The sequence below is a fragment of the Idiomarina sp. Sol25 genome (genome assembly GCF_033052775.1).
Lineage (GTDB): Bacteria > Pseudomonadota > Gammaproteobacteria > Enterobacterales > Alteromonadaceae > Idiomarina.
Genome location: NZ_JAUPEW010000094.1, coordinates 1 through 281, shown reverse-complemented (window position 1 = coordinate 281; position 281 = coordinate 1). Strand labels below are relative to the sequence as shown.

Here is a 281-nt window from a genome sequence, read left to right as displayed (position 1 = left end):
CGTTACGGCTGCGGCTTCGGCGGCTGCCAGGGCATGGTCGTGACGAACAACCGGCTCTGGAAGGGCTGCGCGAAGACGGTGACTGCGCGGATGGTGTCGATGTCGCTCTCCGCATCGGCCGCGTTGCCGCGACGATCTGCGCCGACGATCAGGCCTGTGCCAGCGAACGGCTGGTGGCCTGTCGCCATGTGAAACCAGCGCTCCGCGTTCTTCATGATGCCCTCGTCGTCGACGAAGATCGCATCGCGCCCCTTGAGGACGCCCGCGTAGGCCGTGGTGAA

Annotated in this window: 1 protein-coding gene; it reads right to left on the bottom strand. The window is 66.5% G+C overall.

What is annotated here, in order from left to right:
* Positions 1–2: 2 nt before the first annotated feature.
* On the bottom strand, positions 3–281 hold a 279-nt coding region (locus Q5L94_RS13610), incomplete at its 5' end, for a hypothetical protein (RefSeq protein WP_317498895.1).